Annotated in this window: 18 protein-coding genes; 14 read left to right on the top strand and 4 right to left on the bottom strand. The window is 34.0% G+C overall.

What is annotated here, in order from left to right; all coding sequences use genetic code 11:
• The first annotated feature begins 41 nt into the window (after nucleotides 1–41).
• From J3495_RS02135 to J3495_RS02115, 5 genes are all read left to right on the top strand, one after another.
• On the top strand, nucleotides 42–4,517 hold the full coding sequence (locus J3495_RS02135) for a translocation/assembly module TamB domain-containing protein (protein WP_210665009.1): 4,476 nt from the start codon (nucleotides 42–44) through the stop codon (nucleotides 4,515–4,517).
• 296 nt (nucleotides 4,518–4,813) lie between these two features.
• Entirely contained in the window at nucleotides 4,814–5,800 is a 987-nt protein-coding gene (pfkA, locus tag J3495_RS02130) for a 6-phosphofructokinase (RefSeq protein ID WP_210664912.1), read from the top strand.
• A 75-nt stretch (nucleotides 5,801–5,875) separates the two neighbouring features.
• Nucleotides 5,876–6,880, top strand: coding sequence for a type I glyceraldehyde-3-phosphate dehydrogenase (gap, locus tag J3495_RS02125; protein WP_210664911.1), 1,005 nt, complete (start codon nucleotides 5,876–5,878; stop codon nucleotides 6,878–6,880).
• A 131-nt stretch (nucleotides 6,881–7,011) separates the two neighbouring features.
• Nucleotides 7,012–7,863: an N-acetylglucosamine kinase gene (locus J3495_RS02120; protein WP_210664910.1), complete on the top strand. Its 852-nt coding sequence runs from the start codon at nucleotides 7,012–7,014 to the stop codon at nucleotides 7,861–7,863.
• 8 nt (nucleotides 7,864–7,871) lie between these two features.
• A complete protein-coding gene (locus J3495_RS02115; RefSeq protein WP_210664909.1) occupies nucleotides 7,872–8,246 on the top strand; it encodes a methylglyoxal synthase in 375 nt (124 codons plus the stop codon).
• Here J3495_RS02115 and J3495_RS02110 read toward each other — a convergent pair.
• Together J3495_RS02110 and J3495_RS02105 are read right to left on the bottom strand one after the other, a co-directional pair.
• On the bottom strand, nucleotides 8,227–8,607 hold the full coding sequence (locus tag J3495_RS02110) for a RidA family protein (RefSeq protein ID WP_210664908.1): 381 nt from the start codon (nucleotides 8,605–8,607) through the stop codon (nucleotides 8,227–8,229). The genes J3495_RS02115 and J3495_RS02110 overlap by 20 nt on opposite strands.
• A 116-nt stretch (nucleotides 8,608–8,723) precedes the next feature.
• Nucleotides 8,724–11,435, bottom strand: a complete 2,712-nt coding sequence (locus J3495_RS02105; protein WP_394369560.1) for a putative LPS assembly protein LptD — start codon at nucleotides 11,433–11,435, stop codon at nucleotides 8,724–8,726.
• 82 nt (nucleotides 11,436–11,517) lie between these two features.
• Here J3495_RS02105 and J3495_RS02100 point away from each other — a divergent pair, with 82 nt between their 5' ends.
• From J3495_RS02100 to J3495_RS02070, 7 genes are all read left to right on the top strand, one after another.
• Nucleotides 11,518–12,642 (top strand): N-acetylmuramoyl-L-alanine amidase family protein, encoded by a 1,125-nt coding sequence (locus tag J3495_RS02100; protein ID WP_210664906.1) that lies wholly within the window; start codon nucleotides 11,518–11,520, stop codon nucleotides 12,640–12,642.
• Nucleotides 12,643–12,692: 50 nt separating this feature from the next.
• Complete coding sequence (locus tag J3495_RS02095; RefSeq protein ID WP_210664905.1) at nucleotides 12,693–13,658, top strand: MlaD family protein; 966 nt, start codon at nucleotides 12,693–12,695, stop codon at nucleotides 13,656–13,658.
• A 5-nt stretch (nucleotides 13,659–13,663) separates the two neighbouring features.
• Nucleotides 13,664–14,998 (top strand): (Fe-S)-binding protein, encoded by a 1,335-nt coding sequence (locus J3495_RS02090; protein WP_210664904.1) that lies wholly within the window; start codon nucleotides 13,664–13,666, stop codon nucleotides 14,996–14,998.
• Between the two features lie 103 nt (nucleotides 14,999–15,101).
• Entirely contained in the window at nucleotides 15,102–15,893 is a 792-nt protein-coding gene (locus J3495_RS02085) for a (Fe-S)-binding protein (protein ID WP_210664903.1), read from the top strand.
• 103 nt (nucleotides 15,894–15,996) lie between these two features.
• A complete protein-coding gene (locus tag J3495_RS02080) occupies nucleotides 15,997–16,479 on the top strand; it encodes an ABC transporter ATPase (RefSeq protein WP_210664902.1) in 483 nt (160 codons plus the stop codon).
• A gap of 477 nt (nucleotides 16,480–16,956) precedes the next feature.
• The gene (bshA, locus tag J3495_RS02075; protein ID WP_210664901.1) at nucleotides 16,957–18,102 is read left to right on the top strand and encodes an N-acetyl-alpha-D-glucosaminyl L-malate synthase BshA; all 1,146 of its coding nucleotides are present in this window, start codon (nucleotides 16,957–16,959) and stop codon (nucleotides 18,100–18,102) included.
• Nucleotides 18,103–18,121: 19 nt separating this feature from the next.
• Complete coding sequence (locus J3495_RS02070) at nucleotides 18,122–18,550, top strand: protease complex subunit PrcB family protein (protein ID WP_210664900.1); 429 nt, start codon at nucleotides 18,122–18,124, stop codon at nucleotides 18,548–18,550.
• A gap of 168 nt (nucleotides 18,551–18,718) precedes the next feature.
• On the opposite strand, the gene J3495_RS02065 is transcribed toward J3495_RS02070, so the two are convergent.
• Together J3495_RS02065 and J3495_RS02060 are read right to left on the bottom strand one after the other, a co-directional pair.
• Nucleotides 18,719–19,219 (bottom strand): hypothetical protein, encoded by a 501-nt coding sequence (locus J3495_RS02065; protein ID WP_210664899.1) that lies wholly within the window; start codon nucleotides 19,217–19,219, stop codon nucleotides 18,719–18,721.
• A 154-nt stretch (nucleotides 19,220–19,373) separates the two neighbouring features.
• The gene (locus J3495_RS02060) at nucleotides 19,374–20,198 is read right to left on the bottom strand and encodes a UDP-2,3-diacylglucosamine diphosphatase (protein ID WP_210664898.1); all 825 of its coding nucleotides are present in this window, start codon (nucleotides 20,196–20,198) and stop codon (nucleotides 19,374–19,376) included.
• Nucleotides 20,199–20,384: 186 nt separating this feature from the next.
• Between J3495_RS02060 and aroC the strand changes: the two genes are divergently transcribed.
• On the top strand, nucleotides 20,385–21,443 hold the full coding sequence (aroC, locus tag J3495_RS02055; RefSeq protein ID WP_210664897.1) for a chorismate synthase: 1,059 nt from the start codon (nucleotides 20,385–20,387) through the stop codon (nucleotides 21,441–21,443).
• Nucleotides 21,444–21,496: 53 nt separating this feature from the next.
• On the top strand, nucleotides 21,497–22,777 hold the full coding sequence (locus J3495_RS02050) for a dicarboxylate/amino acid:cation symporter (RefSeq protein ID WP_210664896.1): 1,281 nt from the start codon (nucleotides 21,497–21,499) through the stop codon (nucleotides 22,775–22,777).
• Nucleotides 22,778–22,793 lie beyond the last annotated feature (16 nt).

Here is a 22,793-nt window from a genome sequence, read left to right as displayed (position 1 = left end):
TAATTGGGTTAATTTTACTTTTGTTAGCTATTGCTATCATTTTGTCTTTGCCAGTCGTGCAAACTTATATTGCGCATTACGCTACCAGAACATTAAATGAAGATTTTAAAACCGATATTACGGTAGATAAAGTTGCTATTAATATTTTTGGCGGCGTAAAATTGAAGAATGTTCTGATCAAAGATCATCATAAAAAAACTTTAATTTATTCTGATATTATTTCTACCGATATTTTAAGTTTTAAAAGATTGACCGATGGAGATTTGATTTTTGGAGACATTAGATTGACGGGTTTAATTTTTAATCTAAAAACCTATAAAGGCGAAAACGAGAACAATATCAATAAGTTTATTCGTTTGTTTGAAACTGGCAAAGCTTCCGAAAAAACCAATAAGCATTTTTTAATGACGGCCAAAAACGCTTACATCTCCAGAGGCGCTTTTTCTGTAGTTGACGAGAATAAAGTCAACAAAAATATGCTCGACTTAAAAAATCTTAACGCGTATATTAGTGATTTTAAAATTTATGGACCAGATGTTAACACGTATATCCACAGGTTTTCGTTTCTGAATAGTAGAGGTTTGTATGTTTCTAATTTAAAGTCTAAATTTAGTTATACTAAGAAGCAGATAAAGCTGGAAGAGCTTGCTATCACTACAAAAAGATCTTCTATTTACGGGAAACTGGAAATGAATTATAAAGTAGAAGATTTCCTGAATTTTACCGATAAAGTACAGTTTAAAGCCGTTTTCGACTCGGCTTCTATTGCTTCTAATGACATTCGATATTTTTATGACGGATTAGGAAAAAGTCAGCATTTTAAAATTAGAACAAAAATCAAAGGAACTTTAAATAACCTTACTTTAAATAGGTTGAGACTTAGTGATACTAATGGTTCAAAAATAAACGGAAACATCAATTTCAGAAATCTTTTAGGAAACAAAAATCAAAAGTTTTCTATGGATGGAAAGTTTGATAAATTGATTTCGAGTTATGATAATTTAGTAGCTATCTTGCCTAATGTTTTGGGTAAAAAACTTCCAAAAGAACTCAAAAGAATAGGAAAATTTAATATTGTTGGAAAAGCAAAAGTTTCTACCACCGATCTCGAAGCCGATTTTTACATGGTGACCGATCTCGGGAATGGAAAAGCCAATTTGAATATGAATAATATCGATTTTATTGATAAAGCTTCTTATTCGGGCAACATCGTTTTGGAAAATTTTGATATTGGAACTTTATTAGACAGAAAAGATCTTGGCAAAACAACTTTAAATTTAGACATTGATGGCGTTGGTTTTTCAGAAAAATATCTCAATACGGTAATAAAAGGAGATATTTCTAAATTCGATTATAATAAATATACCTATAATAATATCGTAGTAGATGGTACTTTTAAACTGCCTTATTATAAAGGGCAACTGTCTGTAAACGACCCCAATTTGAGTCTTACTTTTGACGGATTAGTCGATTTAAGTAAGCGAGAAAGTAAATACGATTTTCACCTGAATGTAGAGAATGCGGATTTACGAAAATTAAAATTTGTAAATGATTCGATCTCCTATTTTAGGGGAGATATGGTGGTTGAAGCTACAGGAAATTCGATCGAGAATCTTCAGGGAAATATATATTTGAAAGATGCTGTGTACCAAAACCCAAAAGCGACTTACGAGTTTGATGAGGTAACCGTAAATTCTAGTTTTGATACGAATAAATTAAGAACCATAACGGTCAATTCTACGGATATCGTCGACGGAAAAATTGTAGGTAAATTTCAATTTAATCAATTAGGGAGATTGGTAATGAATTCTGTAGGAAGTCTTTACACCAATTACAAACCGTATAAAGTAGGTAAAGGACAGTTTTTAAATTTTAATTTTCATGTGTACAATAAAGTCGTTGAGATGTTGTATCCAGAGATTAAAATTGATTCCAGTACCGCTTTTCGCGGAAGAATTGACTCGGATAAAAAAGAATTTAAATTCAGATTTAATTCTCAGAAAGTCACCGCGGCCGAAAATGAATTTAATAATATAAGGATTGCAATTGATAACAAAAATCCGCTTTATAATGCTTTTGTCGAATTGGATAGCATTAAAACCAAATACTATAAGGTTAGAGATTTTAGTTTGATTAATGTAACATCAAAAGATACATTGTTTGTTCGATCTGAGTTTAAAGGAGGTGATCGGGGCGAGGATTATTACAATCTGAATTTGTACCACACTATTGATAAAAACAAAAATAATATCGTAGGAATTCACAAATCTGAAATGAAATTTAAAGATTATTTGTGGTTTTTGAATGAAGATTCAAAAAAAGATAATCAGATAGTTTTTGATCAGGATTTCAAGAATTTTACTATTGATAATATTGTTTTGTCGCATGAAAATCAGAAAATTGATTTGAATGGTGTCATAAAAGGAAAAGATTATAAAGATATTGCTTTGAATTTTGAAGATGTTGACATTTATAAAATTACGCCGTTGAATAATAAATTTGTATTCAAGGGAAATTTAAATGGAAATATAAACTTTAAGCAAAATAAAGATGTTTATCAACCAACCGCTTCGATAGTAGTAGATCACTTAAACTTGAATGATACCGAGTTAGGAACGTTGGATTTTGATATTTCAGGAGACCAAAGTTTTAAAAAGTTTACGATTTATTCGACTATAGAAAATGGCTTTACACAATCATTTAAAGCAGATGGTAATTTTTCTATTGAAAATAAAGAGACGATTTTAGATTTAAATTTAAAACTCGAAGGATTTAATTTAGCCACTTTAGGAAAAGTCGGTGGTGATGTTTTGTCTAATATACGAGGAAGCGTTTCCGGAAACGCTGCTATTGTTGGTAACGTCAAAAAACCTGAAATCAACGGAAGACTTTATTTAGAAAAAGCCGGAATGACAATTCCTTACCTCAATACAGATTATGCATTGAGCGATCGAACTGTTGTAGATTTAACAGGTGAAAAATTCTTGTTTCGAAACAATCAGTTGACCGATTCGAAATACGATAGCAAAGGATTGTTAAACGGAAGTATTGAACATAATAATTTTGCAGATTGGAAACTTGATTTGAATATTTCGACCAAAAGACTACTGGTACTTGATACCAAAGACAGTGAAGATGCCGCTTATTTTGGAACTGCTTTTATTAACGGAACCGCTTCTATAACAGGTCCTGTCGACGGATTATTCATCAAAGTAGCTGCGAAATCTGAAAAAGGAACACAGATAAAAATTCCGATAAATAATGCCGAAAGTGTGGGTGAAAGCAGTTTTATTCACTTCGTCACTCCTAAAGAAAAATATAATTTAGCTAACGGTATTTTAGAAAACACAAGAAATTATAATGGTTTAGAACTGGAATTTGATTTTGATATCACACCAGATGCCGAAGTTGAAGTTATTTTGGATAGAAGCTCGGGACACGGTATGAAAGGGAAAGGGTATGGTTCGTTATTGTTTAAGATCAATACTCTGGGTAAATTTAATATGTGGGGGGATTTCCAGGCCTATGAAGGAACGTATAATTTTAAGTATAAAGGATTAGTAGATAAAAAGTTTTCGGTAAGAAAAGGAGGTTCAATTACTTGGGAAGGAAACCCAATGCGAGCACAACTGAATCTTGAAGCGGTATACAAAACATTGGCAAATCCTGCTGTATTATTAGATAACTCTTCTTTTAATAAAAAAGTACCTGTTGAGGTTGTCATTGGTTTAAGAGGCGATTTGGCTAGTCCAGAACCTAACTTTGACATACTTTTTCCTTCGGTAAGCAGTGTTTTTAAATCAGAGATTCAATATAAATTAGATGATAAAGATGTGCGTCAAACACAAGCATTGTATCTATTGTCAACGGGCTCGTTTATGAGTACCGATGGATTTAATCAGAATGATTTATCAGGAACATTTGCAGAAACGGCCATGGGATTGTTAGGAGGTATCATTAAATCTGATAATGATAAGTTTAATGTCGGTCTTAATTTTATATCTGCCGACAGGCGTATTGGCCAGGAAGCTGATGGTCAGTTTGTAGCGACAGTTTCATCACAAATAAATGAGAAAATTTCTATCAATGGTAAAGTAGGTGTGCCTGTAGGAGGAATCAATGAATCTGCAATTGTGGGAGATATTGAAGTGCTGTATCGCATTAATCCAGACGGTACGGCTAATTTGCGATTGTTTAACAAAGAAAATGATGTCAGTTATATCGGTCAGGGCATTGGCTACACGCAGGGTGTCGGTATTACTTATGAGGTTGATTTTGATACTTTTACCGAGTTGGTCAATAAAATATTCAAAAACCACAAATTAGAGCGCACCACAAAAACTTCTGACGATTATCAAGATTCGTATTTAAATCCTGATTTCATTAATTTTAATAACGCCAAGAAAGAAAAAGAAAACGCTGCTAAAAAGGATACCGACAAAAAAGATGATAAAAAGAAAGAAGAGCAAAAACGTGAAGATTTGAATCAAGGATTGATTCCGGATGACGATTTTTAATTATTGCATAACTTATAGCCATTTTTTTTGAATGGCTTTTTTTTGTTTAATACTTTATTAAATGGAGATAAGACACATGATGCAAAAATTACCTATTTTTATAACACTTCATTAATGTATTGTTAATTTTAAGGATTTAATTAAAATAAGGGTCTTTTTTTATTTTAAATGAATTTTTACACACAGAAAAACTTATTAACGAAAACGTTTGAATTTAACATATTTTATTAATTTATAATAAACATCCATCAAAAAGTGGTGAATGTTTGTTAATTTTACACTTTAATACTTAAATAATGCCAAAAACAATAAAAAAAGTAGGTGTTCTTACTTCAGGAGGAGACTCACCGGGAATGAATGCCGCCATACGATCAGTTGTTCGCACATGTGCTTATCATAACATAGAATGCATAGGAATTTATAGAGGGTATCAAGGAATGATCGAAGGTGATTTTAAAGAAATGGGCCCTCGAAGCGTAAATAATATTGTAAACAAAGGAGGAACGATCTTAAAATCTGCCCGTTCTACGGAGTTTAGAACCCCGGAAGGTAGAAAAAAGGCACATGAAAACCTTTTGAAAGCAGGTGTTGACGCACTGGTAGTGATTGGTGGAGACGGTAGTTTTACTGGAGGTTTGATTTTTAATGCTGAATATGGTTTTCCAGTAATGGGAATTCCAGGTACAATAGATAACGATATTTTTGGAACAAGTCATACCCTAGGATATGATACCGCTCTGAACACGGTTGTAGATTGTATTGATAAAATTAGAGATACAGCAAGTTCTCATAATCGTCTGTTTTTTGTAGAGGTTATGGGTCGTGATGCAGGTCATATCGCACTAAATGCTGGTATTGGTGCTGGTGCCGAAGAAATTCTAATACCTGAAGAAGATTTAGGTTTAGACAGACTTTTAGATTCACTTCAAAAAAGTAAAGCTTCAGGAAAATCATCCAGTATAGTTGTTATTGCTGAAGGAGATAAAATTGGTAAAAATGTTTTCGAATTAAAAGATTACGTAGAGGCCAATTTACCAGAATATGATGTGAGAGTCTCTGTTTTAGGTCACATGCAGCGTGGAGGTTCTCCATCTTGTTTTGATCGTGTATTAGCAAGCCGATTGGGCGTAAAAGCAGTCGAGTCGCTGATAGAGGGTAAATCAAATTATATGGTTGGTTTACAGTCAGACAAAGTGGCTTTGACACCTCTAGAGCAAGCAATCAAAGGAAAATCTGAGATTGATAGAGAATTATTAAGAGTATCTGATATAATGTCAACATAAAAGGAATGAAGTTTATTGTGAGGAAATTAGACTTTAAATTAGCGAAATTAAAAACAAAAGCAAAAATTAAGTAAAATGTCAAAAGTAAAATTAGGAATAAACGGATTTGGACGTATTGGAAGAATCGTTTTTAGAGAGACTTTCAACAGAGATAATGTAGAAGTAGTAGCTATCAATGATTTATTAGATGTAGATCACTTGGCTTATTTATTAAAATATGATTCAGTTCATGGTCGTTTCAACGGAACTGTAGAAGTAAAAGAAGGAAAATTATACGTAAACGGAAGAAATATTCGTATCACGGCAGAAAGAAATCCTGCTGATTTGAAATGGAATGAAGTAGATGTTGATGTAGTAGCAGAATGTACTGGTATTTTTACCACTATCGAAACTGCAAATGAGCATATCAAAGGTGGTGCTAAAAAAGTTATTATTTCTGCACCTTCTGCAGATGCGCCAATGTTTGTAATGGGAGTAAACCACGAAACTGCAAAAGCTACTGATCTTGTTGTTTCTAATGCTTCTTGTACAACAAACTGTTTGGCTCCTTTGGCTAAAGTAATTCACGATAATTTCGAAATTGTTGAAGGTTTGATGACTACAGTTCACGCAACAACTTCAACTCAAATGACTGCAGATGGTCCTTCAAGAAAAGACTGGAGAGGTGGACGTGCTGCTAGCATTAACATCATCCCTTCTTCAACAGGAGCTGCAAAAGCGGTTGGAAAAGTAATTCCTGCTTTGAATGGAAAATTAACCGGAATGTCTTTCCGTGTTCCTACTGCTGACGTTTCTGTAGTAGATTTGACTGTAAAAGTGGCTAAAGAAACTTCTTATGAAGAAATTATGGCAGTTTTAAAAACAGCTTCTGAAACTACAATGAAAGGTATTTTAGGATACACTGAAGATGCAGTCGTTTCTCAAGATTTTATTTCTGATAAAAGAACTTCAATTATTGACGCTACTGCAGGAATTGGTTTAAATTCTACTTTCTTTAAATTAGTGTCTTGGTACGATAATGAGTACGGATATTCTAGTAAATTAATCGATTTATCTGTACATATCGCAGGATTAAAATAATAGTATATAACTTTGCAAAATCCCGTTATCTTAAGTTAACGGGATTTTCTTATTTTATTTGATCGTAAATTAGTTAAAAAAATAAATTTTTAAGGTAATTTAGGATTGAACTAATCCAAAAACTAAAGAAAATGAAATTAATAGTTGATAGTGGGTCTACTAAAGCCGATTGGATAGCAATTGATGATAACGGAAAAGTATTATTTACAACGCAAACCCTAGGTTTAAACCCTGAAATTCTTGATGGTCCCGAAATTATTTCGAGACTAAATGATCGTTTTGATATTTTGCAAAACAAAAAAAATGCAACACATTTGTTCTTTTACGGGGCAGGTTGCGGAACAGATAGGATGAAAATATCCCTGACGCAAATTTTTCAGGAATACTTTGTTAATGCAATAGTAGAAGTTCAGGAAGATACGTATGCAGCCGTTTATGCTACTACTCCAAAAGGAGAGGAAGCCATTGTGAGTATTTTGGGTACAGGTTCTAACTGCAGTTATTTTGATGGAAAAATATTGCACCAAAAAGTACAATCATTAGGATATATTGTCATGGATGATTGCAGCGGAAATGTTTTTGGTAAAGAATTGATCAGAAAGTATTATTTTAATAAAATGCCTAAAGAATTAGCGACGCTGTTTGAAAAAGATTATAACTTAGATGCTGATTTTATTAAAAACAAATTGTACAAAGAAGCTAATCCTAATGCGTATTTAGCGACTTTCGCTAAGTTTTTAATTCAGCATAAAGATTCAGAATTTTGCAGAAAAATTATCTTCAAAGGAATGAAATCTTTCGTTAAAAATTACATCAAACAGTTTGATAACTGCAAAGAAGTTCCTGTGCATTTTGTGGGTTCAATTGCTTTTTATTTAAAAGATGAGCTACAAGAAACATTTGATAAATACGAACTTAAGTTAGGTAATGTTTTAAGACGTCCTATAGACGGATTGATCGCTTATCACGTTGCCAATCAGTAATATAATTTATGGAAATTGCTATAATTGCACATGATGGTAAAAAAGCAGATTTAATTGATTTTTTACTTCGTAATTCTGAAGTTTTACATCACGAAAGCATACAACTTATCGGAACTGGTACTACAGGAGGAAAAGCTGAAGCTGCGGGGTTTAAAACACAAAGAATGTTGTCCGGACCTTTGGGGGGAGATGCACAAATTGCGGGTAGAGTGGCAGAAGGAATTACCAATATGGTTTTCTTTTTTAAAGATCCTCTTTCGAGTCATCCTCACGAGGCGGATATCAATATGCTAATTCGTGTTTGTGATGTGCATAATGTGCCGCTGGCCACAAACGAGGCAACGGCACAGTTATTATTAGATGCTATTGCACTGCGATTATAGAAATCTCAACATTTACATTTTTTGGCAAACAAGCCACCTGAACCGTTTCACGAGCTGGAGCGGTTTTTTCATTAAAAAAAGAACCATAAACCGTATTGATAGCAGCAAAATTATTCATATCCATAATAAAAATCGTGGCTTTCACTACGTTTTCAAAAGTCATATTTGCGGCTTCCAAAATGGCTGCAATGTTTTGCATTACTTGTTGCGTTTCGTCATTGATATTTTCGGTAATCAAATCGCCAGTTGCAGGATTTAGGGCAATTTGTCCGGAAGCATAAAGTGTGTTTCCTGATAATACAGCTTGGCTATAAGGACCGATAGGAGCAGGCGCTTTATCAGTAAAGATTATTTTTTTCATGTTTAATAAATTTTTAATTGTATTATAAAGTTAACCATTACCAAAGTAAGATAGGTTATTTTGCTTAATTTTCTAAATGGTTAAAAAGTGTTTTTTTTCTAACGAAAAAAGAATATTTATCGATTTATGGTGCTTCGCTTGTTCCATTTGATGTCGCTCAGGATTCCTGATTTGATACCGATAAAGAAATTCCAGTTTGAAAATTCTCCCAGAGGAGTCCAATTAAAAGCCATTCTCCAGCTCAATAAGTCTCTTTCGAAACGAAGTTGTGTAAAGGTAACCCCTTTTTGTACAAAGTCATAACCTGTAGAAACACCACCTTTCCATTTTGGTGTGATGTCCATGTTGGCCGATATCATAATAGAGTTTCCGCTTATTTTATTTTCGCGATTCACATTAGAATATGTCAAAGAATAAGCCATTGTCATATCCCAAGGTAATTTGGCATTAAAGAATTTTGTTATCACATCGTCTTCGTTATCGTCTTCTGAAAACTGGCTATTCCGAGTATCATTCAAGTCGGTATTGGTTCCGAATAAGTCATCATTACGACCACCATTTCTCTGGCTTTGTTGATTTTTATCATCTTTTCCAGTTCCTTTGTTCGAGAAAGAGTAATTAAGCGTTACATTGGCGCTCGTCATTCTAAAAAGGCTTCCTCCATTATCGATATTAAAAACATTGATTTGCTGACCAGAATTATCAATGGCATACGGATTTAAAGTAGCAGCAAAGTTGACATTCATTTTGTTTTCAAACAATTGAGTTCCTCCGCTTACGCGAACGGGTTCCCAAGCAAAAGTAGTTTCTCCGTCGGCATTAAAATTATAACTTGTACTAAAATTTAAGTTGTTTAACAACATCATTTTTTTAGGCTCTGTTTTGGTACTATCGCTGTCTCTCACTTTGGCTTCAAAGGTATTGCTTAAATCAAAACCTACTATATTTGAGTTGGATAGGCCCGGAGATCCGTATATTCCTCCCTCAAATCGGGTATAATCTTTAATCGTTGTTCCTGTTGCATCAAGGGCATACGTGTCGTAATATTTTTCAAAACTTGGCGTGTAAGCGTAGGAGATAGACGGACGCATTACATGGCGTATAGCCTGAATTCTTTTGTTCTCACCAAACTTAAACGTACCATAAATAGTAGTTCCTAAACTCGAGCTAAAATTATAAGTCCTAAAAGCATCAAAACCGTTGACAGTTCGGTCTATTACTTTGCTTTGGTCAATATTGTAGCTTTTTTCAATTGTCTTATTAACCCATGTTTCCTGATAGTTGGCTGAGGTACTTGCGCTAAAATATTTAAATACCTTAAAGTTGGTGCTAAGCGGAATACTGTGTTGCATACCAATTTCGGCATCTCTGAACATTTGAGGTTTAAAAAACAACGAGTCAGTTGTTACGTAGCTGTTTTTACCACTTAAGTTATATTGTAAGTTGATGTTTTTGATAAAGCCTTTTTTAACACCATCTTTACCCACAAAAGGATAAACACGGTCAATACTGGCTTGTAACGAAGGAAGGGTCATGTTGATCACCTCTGTTTGCGTATTTTGCGTATGCGTTGCAGTTACTGCTATACGAGCCTGCGGAAGTGTATTAAACGTTCTGTTGTATGAGATAGACGAACTCAAAGTATTATTAAGATTCGAGCCAACATTTGCCTGATTGATCGATTGCTTAAAGTATTTACTACTACCTAAGTTTACTGATGCAGAAAAGGTCGAATTTGGGTTCGATTTACTGTCTTTGGAGTGTGACCACTGAATGTTGTAAATATTTTGTTTGGAATAATCGGGATAGCCTCTTTCGCTGTTAATCAAATTTTCAAAACGAATATTCACATTTCCTCTATACTTGTATATTTTAGCGTAAGCAGACTCAAAACGCATTGCATAACTTCCGTTGGTGTAATAATCTCCTAAAACGGTCAGGTCGTAATTATCGCTTAAAGCGAAATAATAACCGCCGTTCTGCAACGAAAATCCTCGGGTATTCGAGTCGTTATAACTAGGTATTATAATTCCGGAGATACTTTTTTCTTCGCTCATTGGAAAAAAAGCAAAAGGCAAAGCAATTGGTGTAGGAACATCAGCAATTACCATGTTGGTCAATCCTGTCACTATTTTTTTACCTGGAACAAATTTTACTTTTCGTGTAAGGAAATAATATTCAGGATCGTCAATATCTTTTGCTGTTGTAAAACGGGCTCTTTTTAAAAAATAAACAGAGTCATTTTCTTTCTTGGTAACTTCCGCTTTTATTCTAAATTCGCCTTGTTCTGTTCTGGAATTGTAAATTAATGCTTTTTTTGTTTTGAAATTAAAACGAATAGAATCGGGCTGAACTTCGCTTGCACCTTGCTTAAAGTTGGGGTATTGTATCAAAACTCCGGCAGAATCTTTAATTCTTCCGGCATAAACTTCGTCCTTTTCATAATCAAGAACGATGATTCCTGATTTTAGTTCGACATCTTTATAGTATAATTCTGCTTCGTTGTAAAGTGTAATGAGTTTCTTTTTCTGGTCAATCTTAGCATAATCTTTAGCTCTGTACTTAACTTTTCCATCCAGAAAAGTCTTTTTAGGTTTAATACTGTCTACCTTTACAGTATCCACCGGGCTTTCGGTTACGGTAGTTTTAGGTTTATCTGCTTGTTTTGCAGTTGGTAAGGAGTTTTTTTTTGACTTTATATCTTGCGAATATAAATTACCGCATCCTAATGTTAGGAAAAATGATAACAAAACGGTATTAAATAAGTTTGTATGCAAAGGTTTAAATGCTATTTTTGTAAAATTATGGCCTGTTTTTTGACATGTCAAACTTACATATAATTTTTTGTCAAAAATAATCAATTGTAAAAATTATAGCACTTGCATTTTATTAAAATTAACTTTTAGATTTATGAACATATTTAACAGAACTAGGCTTATATTTAGTTTTTTTCTAACAATAACTTCAATTTGTGCATTCAGTCAGGCAAATGTTTTTAAGGTAACCTTAGATGCAGGTCACGGTGATCATGATTTTGGAGCTGTTTACAGCGGAAGAATTGAAAAAAATATTGCTCTGGCAATTGTTCTTAAAGTGGGTAAAATTTTAGAATTAAATCCAAATGTAGATGTTATTTATACACGAAAAACAGATGTTTTTGTTGATTTGGTCGAACGAGCCAATATTGCCAACAGATCCAATTCAAATATTTTTGTCTCCATCCACTGTAATGCAAATAAAAATACCAACGCATTCGGTACAGAGACTTATGTGATGGGTTTGAGTAAAAGTGCTTCGAATCTTGAAGTAGCTAAAAATGAAAACTCGGTAATTACTCTAGAAAAGGATTACAAACAAAAATATGATGGATATGATCCTAAATCGCCTGAATCTATGATTGGGATGAACCTTTTGCAAGAAGAATATTTGGATAATAGTATTTCTTTGGCCAGTAAAGTAGAAGAGAATTTTGAAAAATTAGGAAAAGTACTCCGTCAGGGAGGGGTAAAACAAGCTGGTTTTATGGTTTTGCATAAAGCATATATGCCAAGAGTTTTAATAGAAACTGGATTTATATCCAATCCGACTGAAGGTGATATTTTAAATTCTGAAGAGGGACAAAATGATATTGCAAAAGCTATTGCAGAAGCTATTTTAAGTTATAAAAGAGAATATTTTGGAACCGGCGCTCCCGAAATGATGGAAGCCAGACCTAAAAAAGATACTTCAATTCCTGTAAAGCCAAAAGCGGTAGAGACGCCAGTGATAAAAAATGCTCCAAAAGGAACTTTCTTTAAAGTACAACTTATCGCAAGCATAAAAAAAACACCTTTGGAACCTAAAAATTTTAAAGGTCTTAAAAATGTAACGATGGTATTCGAGAATAATATTTATAAATATTTTTATCAGGAAACATCAGATTACCAAATGGCTCAAAAATATTTGCAAGAAGCTAAAAGTAAAGGTTATGGAGCTTCCTTTTTAATAGCATATAAAGATGGTGAGAAAATCAGTATTCAAGACGCTATCAAATAAAACATATAAGTTCGAATATTTATATTAATTTTGTACAAACACTTAGAATTTTGAAACTAACAAGAGAAATTAAAACGGCTATTTTAGTCATAGCATCAATTTTATTATTTATTTGGGGCTATAGTTTTTTAAAAGGGAAAGACCTTTTTACAAATTATAAAACATTATATGTTGAGTATGATAATGTTGAAGATTTATCTGGTTCGGCTCCCGTAACTTTAAACGGTCTTGTAATTGGTAAAGTTACTAAAATCACCATCAACGAGACTACTGGAAAATTATTAGTCGAAATGCAATTAAAAACTGATTTTCCTATTTCTAAAACAAGTCAGGCCTCACTTTATTCTCCAGGCTTAATTGGTGGAAAGCAAATTGCTATTATTCCAAATATGGCGGATAAAGAATTAGTCGAAGAAGGACAAATGTTAATCTCAAATGTAAAATTGGGTTTAACAGATTCTTTGGGTGGTAAATTAGAGCCAATTCAACAAAAGTTAGAAAAAATGCTTGTTAATATTGATGCTCTTGTATCAGGACTGAATAATGTTTTGGACAAAAAAGGTCAGGAAGATATCAAGAAAACTTTGGCTGAACTAAGCCAAACAATGGAGCAGTTTCACAGAGCTTCTGGTAGCATCAACAGTATTTTAGATACCAATAAAGGTCAGATCAACGGAGTGGTGACAAATTTTAATAAAATGTCAAGCAACTTCAACAAAATTTCAGATTCCTTAAACAAAGCTGATCTGGGAAAAACGGTCAGAAACCTGAACCAAACTTTAGCAAAAGTTGATGGAATAATGAGTAATTTAAACTCAGGAAAAGGTACAGCAGGAAAATTATTAAACGATGAAGCTCTTTATAATAACTTGGCTAAAACTTCAAAAGAATTAGAATTATTATTGCAGGATGTTCGTCTTTTTCCAACACGTTATGTAAATGTTTCTCTTTTTGGAAAGAAAAACAAACCGTATGTAGCACCAAAAGAAGATGAAAAAATAACGCCTAAAAATTAATAAATATGAGTTATTTAGATAATATTTTATTTGCAATACTTCTTATCGTTGGATTTGGTTTTTTTGCATTGAATGTTAAAAAAATCATTAGAAATATTAACCTCGGTGTTGATGTTGACCGAAAAGATAATCCAAAGGAACGTTGGAAAAACATGGCGATGATTGCTCTGGGACAATCAAAAATGGTAAAACGTCCTGTTGCAGGAGTTTTGCACATTATCGTTTACGTAGGGTTTATTATCATCAATATTGAGTTGTTAGAAATCATTATTGATGGTTTGTTTGGGACTCACAGAATTTTTGCTTCTTTAGGAACCGTTTATGATGTTTTAATCGGCTCTTTTGAAATTTTAGCACTGTTGGTTTTAGTTGCTGTTGCCGCTTTCTGGATAAGAAGAAATGGTATACGATTGAAGCGTTTTATTAGTTCAGATTTGAAAGGTTTCCCTAAAAAAGATGCCAATTACATTTTGTATTTTGAGGTAGTTTTGATGACTTTGTTTTTACTGATGAATGCTTCTGATTTGCATTTGCAAAATGTTCCTGGAGGATTCTCACATTTTCATAAAGCAGGAAGTTTTCCTGTAAGCCAATTTATTGCACCAATTTTTAACGGAATGTCGAATGAATTGGTGATGTTATTGTCTGAAGTTTTCTGGTGGTTGCATATTGCTGGTATTTTAGTTTTTATGAATTATTTATACTTTTCTAAACACTTGCATATTTTATTGGCTTTTCCAAATACTTATTTTGCTAATCTAAAACCACAAGGCCAATTTGATAACTTAGCATCTGTTACCAAAGAAGTAAAACTGATGATGGATCCTAATGCCGATCCTTTTGCAGCAGCTCCCGTTGACGAAAATGCTGCTCCGAGCAAATTTGGAGCTAGCGATGTTCAGGATCTTAACTGGGTGCAGTTATTAAACGCTTACACCTGTACAGAATGTGGGCGTTGTACATCATCGTGTCCTGCTAATCAAACAGGTAAAAAACTGTCTCCTCGTAAAATTATGATGGATACCAGAGATCGTTTAGAAGAAGTAGGAAAAAATATCGATGCCAATAAAGGTGTTTTTGTGCCTGATAACAAAACGCTTCTAAACGACTATATCACACCCGAAGAATTGTGGGCGTGTACATCATGTAACGCATGTGTAGAAGAATGTCCGGTCAATATTAGCCCATTGTCTATTATTATGGACATGCGCCGTTATTTGGTAATGGAGCAAAGTGCTGCGCCAATGTCGCTAAATGCCATGATGACCAATATTGAAAATAATGGAGCTCCTTGGCAATACAATCAACAAGACAGGTTAAACTGGAAGAACGAGAATTAAAAATAAAGTTTAATCGGTTAATCGTTAATTCGTTTAATCGTATTCAGGATTCGCAAGATGCCGATTAAACAGTTAATAGAAATCAACGATTAAACAAATAGAGATGTCAGAAAATTTAGTAGTGCCAACAATGGCTGAAATGCTGGCTCAGGGGAAACAACCAGAAGTATTGTTTTGGGTAGGTTGCGCTGGGAGTTTTGATGATAGAGCAAAAAAAATTACAAAAGCATTTGTGCGAATATTAAACCGTACCAATGTTTCTTTTGCAGTGTTGGGTACAGAAGAAAGTTGTACCGGAGATCCTGCAAAAAGAGCTGGAAATGAGTTTTTGTTTCAGATGCAAGCTATGATGAATATCGAGGTGCTTAATGCGTATGAAGCAAAAAAAATAGTGACAGCTTGTCCACATTGTTTTAATACTTTGAAGAACGAATATCCTGAATTAGGAGGTCAATACGAAGTTATTCATCATACCGAGTTTTTAAAATCGTTGTTGGATGATGGCCGTTTAACCATTGAAGGAGGACAGTTTAAAGGTAAAAAAATCACTTTTCACGATCCTTGTTATTTAGGAAGAGCCAATAAAGTATATGAAGCACCAAGAGATTTAATTGAAAAGTTGGATGTAGAATTGGTCGAAATGAAACGTTCTAAAGCCAACGGATTGTGCTGTGGAGCTGGAGGAGCGCAAATGTTTAAAGATGCGGAGCCAGGGAATAAAGAAGTAAACGTGTTACGTACCGAAGACGCTCTGGAAGTACAACCGGATATTATTGCAGCGGGTTGCCCGTTTTGCAATACTATGTTAACAGACGGTATCAAACACCAGGAAAAAGAAGGACAAGTAAAAGTGATGGATGTAGCTGAGTTGATCGCTAACGCACAAGATCTTTGATCTGAGGTTCAAAGTTGCAAAGGTTCAGAAGGAACAAAGGTTGAAACATCAAACCTGAGAATTTCGTAAATCTAAAATCACCAATCTAAAATCTAAAATTAAAATGTATATCCCTTTTGAAAATTTACCTGGTGAGTCCAGAATTTGGATTTATCAATCAAACAGAAAATTTTCTGAGGAAGAATTTTCTGAAATAGAAGCTGACCTTAAAACGTTTATTGAGGGTTGGGCTGCTCACGGCACTAGCCTTGAAGCTTCGTATGAATTGAAATACAATCGCTTTATTATTTTGGCTGTAAACCAAGAAGTGCAAGCAGCTACTGGTTGCTCTATTGATAGTTCGGTAGAATTTATTCAGGGTTTAGAGAAAAAATACAATGTTGATTTGCTAGATAAAATGAATGTTACTTTTAAGTTAGGAGAACATATTGCTCATAAACCCTTGATCGATTTTAAAAAAATGGTCAAAGACAAATCGGTTTCTGAGAACACGATTGTTTTTAATAACTTGGTAAACAATATCGAGGAATACCAAGAATCTTGGGAAGTTCCTGCCGCTGATAGCTGGCATAGTCGCTTTTTCTAGAAGAAATTATAACCTATTTGGAAGGCATAAAATTTAGATTTTGTGCCTTTTTTTTGTACTATTTGTCATTCCGAGGAACGAGGAATCTGCATAGCTAGATCGACAAAGATTGGCTTTTCTTGCGAAGTTTCCTGGTTCCTCGGAATGACAAGTTTGCGATAGGTCTAATAGTTTCTTTAACAGCCGCAACGTCTACAAGCATATTTAAAAAAAAACCTATGAAAACAAAAACCTCTAATTTAGCCCCGATGGGAGGGAAAATCCTTTTGTTTTTTTCTTTAAAAAACAAAAGATTGGAAGGAACAGCGGGACGAGTGGTGTTTTGAATAAAAATATTTCTGCTTCTAAAAAAAACACTAAAAGACTTCGATTTTGGTTTGAAAGACAAATGTTGACGTAAAATTGTAGAAAATCTAACATTTTAAAACTTCGATTAAACGCTATTTTTAAGTACTTTCGTAGTACTAAATTTAATACATGAAAATAGCAATAGTTTGTTATCCGACTTTTGGTGGTAGTGGGGTTGTAGCCACAGAATTAGGCCTTGAATTAGCAAGACGAGGACACGAAATACATTTTATTACCTACAGTCAGCCCGTTCGGTTGGCGCTTTTAAATCCGAATGTACATTATCACGAGGTGAATGTTCCCGAATATCCTTTGTTTCATTATCAACCATATGAATTGGCTTTGTCCAGCAAATTGGTAGATATGGTAAAATTATATAAAATAGAAGTTTTGCACGTACATTATGCTATTCCGCACGCTTATGCCGGTTATATGGCAAAGCAAATGCTGAAAAATGAGGGCATTAATTTGCCGATGATTACGACGCTGCACGGTACAGACATTACTTTGGTGGGAAATCATCCGTTTTATAAGCCGGCGGTAACGTTTAGCATCAATAAATCTGATTATGTGACTTCGGTATCACAGAGTTTAAAAGATGATACGCTCAAATTATTCAAAATTAAGAACAAAATTAAGGTCATCCCAAATTTTATTGAGTTGGATAAAGTCAAAAAAGATCCGCTTGCGCCATGTCATCGCAATGTGATGGCGGCTCCAAATGAGCGTATTATTACACACATTAGTAATTTTAGAAAGGTTAAACGTATTCCTGATATTATTAAAATTTTCTATAATATCCAGAAACAAATGCCTGCGAAATTGATGATGGTAGGCGATGGTCCGGAAAAAGAAAAGGCAGAAATCCTTTGTCAGGAATTGGGGATTTATGATAAAGTTATTTTCTTTGGAAACAGTAATGAGATTGATAAAATTTTGCTTTTGACCGATTTGTTTTTGCTTCCGTCAGAAACAGAAAGTTTTGGTTTGGCTGCTTTAGAGGCAATGGCTTGTGGTGTTCCGGTAATTTCGAGTAATTCAGGAGGTTTGCCAGAAGTAAATTTTGAAGGTTTCTCCGGTTATTTGAGCAACGTGGGAAATGTAGAAGAAATGGCCGAAAACGCAATGAAAATATTGAAAGATGATGTTGTTTTAAATCAGTTTAAGGCAAACGCTTTAGAGGTCGCGAAGAAGTTTGATATCAAAAATATTCTACCAAAATATGAGGCTCTTTATGAGAAGGCGATTGACGATTATAAACATGAGAAACATTAATTTTTAAAAATAAACGCAAATGAAAAAAGTAATTGTAGTTTTAACGGTTTTTGTTTTGTTTTCTTGCGGTGCTAAAAAAACATCTGATTCGGGCTCGAAAATTTTATACGAAGTCTTGACCGAACAGACTGATGGTGGTGGAAATATTAAGTTTTTTGAAATTTTGAGCGAGCCTAATGAAATTATGATGCTTCAGAATGATCCTCTTTTGAAAGATAAAATGAAACATGACGATATCAGTACTTCTAATTATGTGATCTTGAACATGGGCGAGAAAAGCACAGGAGGATATTCGATAGGAGTTGATAAAGTTGAAGAAACGGATAAAAATATCATTATTACAGTAAAAGAAAACGCTCCTGCCAAAGATGCGATGCTCATGCAAGTGATCACATATCCTTATACGGTTGTTAAAATTCATTCGAAAAAAGAAATTATAATTAAGTGATTTTTTGTTGAGATAATAACTTATAATCTTGCTTAATAGTAAGTCTTTATTCTAGGAGTTTAAAATACCAGCTTTAGCTCGAATTGTGACCTTACAGAAAAAATTAGAACAAAAAAACCGTCGTTGTTAAACGACGGTAATTTTTTTACAATTATTTTTTACTTTTATTTAGAATTTGAATTTTACTCCCAAACCTACATCAAAACCAAAGTTGTCATCGTTGTAATATCCTGAACCAATTTCTGGTCTTGCATCTATTGAAAGTAAAATAGGCACATTTTTGAAACCATATTCTATACCAATATCTCCTGCTGCAAATACATAAACTCCATTAAGGTCGTCGTTGTATGCCGGACCATATTCATGTTTGTCATCCCAAGCTGCGATACCAGCACCAACACCAGCATACCAGTTAAATCCTTGGTCAATGTTCCAAACCCATTGGTACAATCCTACCGCTTTTACAGCGTCAATATTTCTACTGTTTCTCCATCCTAAATCAAACTCCAGTCTGTTTTTTTGAGACAAACCTCTTTGGTATGATATTTCTGCGCCAAAACCGTCATTACTACCTAAACGTAAACCTAAGGCGTTTTTAGCAATGTCTTGTGATTGTGCCGAAAATGCCAAACCTAATAGCATAAAGGCAGATAAAATGATTTTTTTCATAAGTTGATTAAATTTTAATTCAAAATTACAATTAGTGTTAAATTGTAACGTATAAAATTTCCGAAAATTGTTATACAATTCACACTAGTGAAAAAAAATAGAATGTAACGGATAAATTATCCAAAAGAATAAAAAGACCTATACTTTTATTGTGTTACTTACTTTTTATAATCGAAGTAATTAAATTTGAGGTTAAAGTATCTTCCATTTCAAAAAGATTTTCTTCTTCTGTGAAGTTCAAATCGGTATAGGAGAAGAGTTTCCAGCGTTTTTTGTGATATTCTAAAGCGGTAAGATTTTCGACCCAGTCTCCGGAATTCAGATATAAAGTAGAGCCGTATTTGTTTTCTTTTTGAATGATTTTTGGTTCGTGAATGTGTCCGCAAATCACATAATCGTATTCTTTTTCGATAGCCAAATCGGTTGCTGTGGTTTCAAAATCTGAAATAAATTTGACAGCTTTCTTTACACTTGCTTTTATTTTTTTAGAAAATGAATAAGGTTCTCTTCCTAATTTTGATAAACACCAGTTAACTAATCTATTGATCAAAATTAGATAATCATATCCTAAACCACCTAATTTTGCAATCCATTTTGAATGTTGTACGGAAGCATCAAAAACATCTCCGTGAAAAATCCATGCTTTTTTATCGTCTAATTCTAAGACTAATTTGTCTACCAAAGCAAAATTTCCCATGTTCATATCACTAAATTTCCGAAGAATTTCATCGTGATTTCCGGTAATATAATATACTTTGGTTCCTTTAGAAGCCATTCCGATTATTCTTTGAATGACTTTTAAATGTGATTTTGGGAAGTAAGATTTTCGAAATTGCCAAGCGTCAATAATGTCTCCGTTTAAAACTAATGTTTTGGGCTTAATCGTTGATAAGTAATTATTTAACTCTTTGGCATGGCTACCGTATGTTCCTAAATGTACATCCGAAATAATGACCAATTCGACATTTCTTTTTTTCAATTTTTATTGATTTGAAGTTTAGCAAATTAACATAAACTTAACTACTTTCATTTTATCAAAAGGTTATCAAAAGGGTTTCAATTTTAATAAAATGTGATGTTATTCTGTTGGAGTTTAAATTCATTATCAGTGTTTTTAATTTTTTAATTTAATTCATAAAACATATATTTGTTCAAAACTATTAAAATGGCAGGAAATAGCTACGGCACACTCTATAAAATAACCACATTTGGAGAATCTCATGGTGAAGCTTTAGGCGGTATCATAGACGGTTGTCCATCAGGAATACAACTTGATTTGGAAGCAATTGAGTTTGAAATGTCACGCAGAAAACCCGGACAGTCTGCAATTGTTACACAACGAAAAGAGCCGGATGCTGTTCAGTTTTTATCAGGTCTTTTTGAAGGAAAAACCACCGGAACGCCTATCGGATTTATTATTCCGAATACCAATCAAAAATCAGACGATTACTCGCATATAAAAGACAATTACCGACCAAGTCATGCCGATTATGTATACGACCAAAAATATGGTTTTCGTGATTATCGCGGTGGCGGAAGAAGTTCTGCCCGTGAGACCGCCAGCAGAGTTGTAGCGGGTGCCATTGCTAAGCAAATGTTACCGGAGATTAAAATAAATGCGTATGTTTCGTCTGTGGGTCCAATTCACCTCGAAACACCGTATCAGGATTTGGATTTTTCTAAAATAGAAAGTAATCCTGTGCGTTGTCCCGACGAAAAATCGGCGGCAATCATGGAAGAATATATTCGTGATATCCGCAAGCAAGGCGACACCGTTGGTGGTGTGGTGTCTTGTGTGATTCAGAATGTGCCTGTTGGTTTAGGCGAACCAGTTTTTGATAAACTACATGCAGAGCTCGGTAAAGCAATGCTTTCTATCAATGCGGTAAAAGGTTTTGAATACGGAAGTGGTTTTTCTGGTTCTGAAATGAAAGGAAGCGAACACAATGATTTGTACAATCCCGACGGAACAACAAAGACGAATCTTTCGGGAGGAATTCAGGGAGGAATCAGCAACGGAATGGATATTTATTTTAGAGTTGCATTTAAGCCAGTTGCAACGATTATGCAAACGCAAGACTCATTAGATAATAAAGGAAATATTGCACCAATGACAGGCAAAGGCCGTCATGATCCATGTGTAGTGCCTCGCGCAGTGCCTATTGTAGAAGCCATGGCAGCGATAGTTTTGGCTGATTTTTATTTGATCAACAAGACTTATTAATAAATGTTAAGACAGTGAGGGTCTTATTATTTTAATTTAAAACAAACAAATTAATGCAAGTTACAGAAACCAAAAAAAAATCATTTCTTTCAGGATTAACAGGACAAATTATAATTGCCATGATTCTTGGAGCGACTTTAGGAATTATATTGCACAATTCGATTTCGTCTGAAGCGGCACTATCATTTAGCAATAAAATAAAAATGCTGGCGACAATTTTTATCCGATTGGTACAAATGATTATTTCGCCTTTAGTATTTACCACTTTAATAGTGGGAATTGCCAAATTAGGAGATGTGAAAACGGTAGGAAGAGTAGGAGGAAAGGCACTTGGATGGTTTTTTACTGCTTCATTTGTATCACTTTTAATTGGGTTGTTTTATGTAAATATTTTAGAACCGGGAGTAGGTCTTAAATTAGAACACGTAGATATGGCTGCAGCATCTGAGGTGACTGGAAAAACACAAACATTGTCTTTTAATAATTTTGTAGAGCATATTGTTCCTAAAAGTATTTTTGAAGCAATGGCAACCAATGAAATTCTACAAATTGTTGTGTTTTCTATCTTTTTTGGACTAGCAGCGGCTTCGTTAGGAAATACTGTAAAACCTGTAATAAATGCTTTGGATAAAACATCACATATTATCTTAAAAATGGTAAATTATGTAATGAATTTTGCTCCAATTGGTGTTTTTGGTGCCATTGCGGGCGTTTTTGCAACCAGAAATGCTTCAGAGCTTTTAATTACTTATTTTAAATTTTTCGGATCTTTTTTAATCGGAATAGGTACTTTATGGTTTATTTTGATTTTAATTGGTTATATTTTTCTAAAGGGAAGAATGACAGAATTATTAAGACGCATTATGGGGCCTGTGGCAATTGCTTTTGGAACAACCAGCAGCGAAGCCGTTTTTCCTAAATTAACAGAAGAATTAGAAGAGTTTGGTGTAAAAGACAAAATTGTGTCGTTTATGCTCCCACTAGGGTATTCTTTCAATCTGGACGGAAGTATGATGTACATGACTTTTGCCAGTATTTTTATTGCACAATTTTACGGAGTACACTTAGATTTAGGCACTCAAATGGTAATGCTTCTGGTACTCATGTTGACCAGTAAAGGAATTGCAGGCGTGCCTAGAGCAAGTTTGGTGGTTGTAGCCGCTACTTGTGGTATGTTTGATATTCCGATTGAAGGGATTGCTTTGATCTTGCCAATTGACCATTTTTGCGATATGTTTAGAAGCGCTACCAACGTTTTAGGAAACGCTTTGGCAACTTCTGTGGTAGGAAAATGGGAAGAGAACAAAGAGCTTCAAATTTCTTCTGAAGAATAAGACTTTATAATTTCGT

Source organism: Flavobacterium geliluteum (assembly GCF_017948595.1).
Taxonomy (GTDB): Bacteria; Bacteroidota; Bacteroidia; order Flavobacteriales; family Flavobacteriaceae; genus Flavobacterium; species Flavobacterium flavipigmentatum.
This window is presented reverse-complemented; position numbering and strand designations above follow the sequence as displayed.